Below are 3,803 nucleotides of genomic sequence, written 5' to 3' on the forward strand. Positions count from 1 at the left end.
TCTTCCAGGCCAGCTCGTCCGAGCCCCTTTTCACCACACTTGTCCTTCCCCTCTCACACACCCCCTCCTTGGCCTTTGCCTCCCCCTTCGACGCCGAGCGCTGCGACATCTACACCGACGTCGACGGCGTCTACACCACCGACCCGCGGATCTGCGAGAAGGCCCGCAAGCTCGACAAGATCGCCTTCGAGGAGATGCTCGAGCTCGCCTCGCTTGGGGCCAAGGTGCTGCAGACCCGTTCGGTCGAGCTGGCAATGCGCTACAATGTGAAGCTGCGGGTGCTCTCGAGCTTCGAGGAACAGTCCGACGAGGCCGGAACGCTCGTCTGCGACGAGGAGGAAATCATGGAACTGAATGTTGTCTCCGGGGTCGCCCATTCCCGCGACGAAGCCAAGATGACCCTGATCTCGGTCGCCGACCGTCCGGGCATCGCCGCCGCCATCTTCACGCCGCTCTCCGAGTCCGGCATCAACGTTGACATGATCGTGCAGAACATCTCGGAAGATGGCCGCACCGACATGACCTTCTCCTGCCCCACCAACCAGGTGGCACGCGCGGAGGAAGCGCTGAAGAAGGCCAAGGACGCGGGCCACATCAACTTCCACGACCTCGTGGCGGACACCAACGTCTGCAAGATCTCTGTGGTCGGCATCGGCATGCGCTCGCACACCGGCGTGGCCGCCAAGATGTTCAAGGTGCTCTCGGACGAGGGCATCAACATCAAGGTCATCACCACCTCCGAGATCAAGATCTCGGTGCTGATCGACCGCAAGTACATGGAACTGGCGGTGCAGTCGCTGCACGACGCCTTCGACCTCGACAAGGCCGCCTGACCTGCCGCGACGGGCGCGCCCCTGGCCCGCCCGTCGCCGCCCCTCCGCGCCACGCTGCTCGTGGCGACGCACCCTGCCCCCCTTGCCGCTGGTGCAGACAACCTCCCCGATACACGAACCTCACGCCGCCTCGGAGACGCGCAGCAGGGACATCCCCCTGTGGTAGAATGCCGTTTATCCTTCCCCTTCCCCCCGTCCCTCGCCTATAGGTGGCGTGCCAGACCAAGGAAAACCGGCCCATTCCATGATTGACCGCTCGGAAAGTGAAAGCCGCAAGCTGCTTGTGCGCCTCCGTGACACGATGGCCGAAGAGGCCGCCGGTCAGGAGCGGCTCGACAAGATCACTCATCTGACCGCGGATTCGATGGGGACCGAGGTGTGCTCGGTCTACCTCTTCCGCGACGATGACACGCTGGAGTTGTGCGCCACCGAGGGCCTCAAACAGGAGGCCGTGCACCGCACCCGCATGAAGCTGGGAGAGGGCCTCGTCGGGCGCGTGGCCCGCACCGGCAAGATGGTGAACACCGCCGATGCCCCGTCCGAGCGCGGCTTCCGCTACATGCCCGAGACCGGCGAGGAGATCTTCTCGAGCTTCCTCGGCCTGCCGATCCAGCGCCTCGGCGAGAAGCTGGGCGTGCTGGTGGTGCAGACCAAGGACAAGCGCGAGTTCACCCACGACGAGATCTACGCGCTCGAGGTGGTGGCCATGGTGCTGGCCGAGATGGCCGAGCTCGGCGCCTTCGTCGGCGAAGGCGCGGCGCTGAAGGCGCGCCACACCCAGCCCACGATGATCCGCGGCATCACCGGGCAGGAAGGCACCACCGAGGGCCACGTCTGGCTGCACGAGCCCCGCGTCGTGGTGACCAACCTCGTGACCGAAGACCCGCAGCGCGAGCGCGACCGCCTGCGCACGGCGGTGGAACAGCTGCGCGTGGGCGTCAACGAGATGCTCGAGGGCGCCAGCGGCGAGCAGCTCGAGGTGCTCGAGGCCTACCGGATGTTCGCCAACTCCAAGGGCTGGCGCAACCGCATGGAAGAGGACATCGACCGGGGTCTCTCGGCCGAGGCCGCGGTCGAGAAGGAGCAGTCCGTCGCGCGCGCCCGCATGTCACAGGTGGCCGATCCCTACCTGCGCGAGCGGCTGCACGACCTCGACGACCTGTCGAACCGGCTGCTGCGCATTCTCACCGGACAGGGCCGCGAGACCGGCGCCGAGATGCCCGCCGACCCGATCCTCGTCGCCCGCAACATCGGCCCGGCCGAGCTGCTGGACTACGGCCGCCGGCTCAAGGGCATCGTGCTCGAGGAAGGCTCCGTCGGCAGCCACGCCGCCATCGTCGCCCGCGCGCTCGCGATCCCGCTAGTGATCCACGCGCAGCGCATCACCAACGAGGCGCTGAACGGCGACCACATCATGGTCGACGGCGACCACGGCATCGTCCACCTGCGGCCTGACGACAGCGTGGTCAGCGCCTTCCGCGACAAGATCGCGATGCAGGCGCAGGCGCAGGAGCGCTACACCTCGATCCGCCAGAAGCCCGCGACCTCGCTCTGCGGCAAGCGCGTCACGCTGTTCATGAACGCGGGCCTGCTGGCTGACCTGCCCTCGCTGCCGACCTCGGGCGCCGAGGGCGTGGGGCTGTTCCGCACCGAGCTGCAGTTCCTGATCCGCAATCAGATGCCGCGCCGCAAGGAGCTGGTCGAGACCTACAAGCGGGTGATGGATGCGGCCGGCGACAAGCCGGTGGTGTTCCGTACCCTCGACATCGGCTCGGACAAGGTGCTGCCCTACATGAAGCCCAACGACGAGCCCAATCCGGCGCTCGGCTGGCGGGCGATCCGGGTCGGGCTCGACAAGCCGGGCGTGATGCGGATGCAGATCCAGGCGCTGCTGCGCGCCGCCGATGGCCGACCGCTGTCGGTGATGTTCCCCTTCGTGGCGCAGTACGAAGAGTTCCGCGCCGCCCGCGACGAGGTGCAGAAGGCGGTCGCCATCGAGCGCAAGCTCGGTCGCGCGGTGCCCGAGAAGATCACCATCGGCACCATGCTCGAAACCCCGAGCCTCGCCTATGCCTCGAAGAAGTTCTTCGAGGACGTGGAGTTCATCTCCATCGGCGGCAATGACCTCAAGCAGTTCTTCTTCGCCGCAGACCGCGAGAACGAGCGGGTGCGGCGGCGTTACGACACGCTGAACGTCAGCTTCCTGACCTTCCTCGAGGGCATTGTGCAGCGATGCTCTGAGTCCGGCACGCCGCTCAGCTTCTGCGGCGAGGATGCGGGCCGCCCGATCGAGGCGGTCTGTCTGGCCGCCATCGGGCTGCACAAGCTGTCGATGCGCCCGGCCTCCATCGGGCCGGTGAAGAGCCTGATCATGCGCACAGACCTCGACGCGCTTTACGACGTGATCTGCGACGCCCGCGAACGCGGCGAGCAATCCGTGCGCGAGTCGGTGCTCGAATACCTGCGCTGGAACGGCTGAGCCCCGCAAGCAACTGCGGCTTGCGGCAGGGCGGATCGCGACGGCTGATGGCAGACGAAGCCTGCGGGCTGCAGGGGCGCGACAGCCTGACCGGTCCCAATCGGTTGACCCGTCGCAAGCAGTCAAACGGCTGCTGGCGGTTAAGTGGCTAGAAGCCGCCGACTGATCGCGAGCAGGCTCCCGCTCGAAACGGTTGGACGGCTGAAAGCGGCTGACCCTTCGCAAGCGGCTGACGGACAGCAATCCGCAGGGCGGTCCCAAACCCTGGTCCTGCCGCAAGGGTCCACGCGGTTTCAAACGGCTGACCGATACCAGCCTCCAGGCCCTCAGGTCACACCACGGCGCCTGCCCCAACCGCCCGATCCGACCCGCCGGACCGCCCGGCCGAACCGGGTTTCCCCGGCGGCCGGACGCCACTGTTCCGAAACGTGCCACGCGCCGTTCTGGCGACTGACACTGCCCGCGCGTTTTGCGCGGGGTAAGCCCCCTCG

General features: G+C 67.1%; 2 protein-coding genes. Both read left to right on the plus strand.

Translation table 11 applies throughout. The features are described from left to right. Window positions 1-833 (plus strand): aspartate kinase (locus HC022_RS20915; RefSeq protein WP_167453706.1); only part of this gene is annotated, 833 nt, incomplete at its 5' end. Between the two features lie 244 nt (window positions 834-1,077). Further along, window positions 1,078-3,312, plus strand: coding sequence for a phosphoenolpyruvate--protein phosphotransferase (ptsP, locus tag HC022_RS20920; protein ID WP_167453707.1), 2,235 nt, complete (start codon window positions 1,078-1,080; stop codon window positions 3,310-3,312). Window positions 3,313-3,803: the final 491 nt, after the last annotated feature.

It is taken from the genome of Salipiger sp. HF18, from assembly GCF_011806505.1.
Taxonomy (GTDB): Bacteria; Pseudomonadota; Alphaproteobacteria; order Rhodobacterales; family Rhodobacteraceae; genus Salipiger; species Salipiger thiooxidans.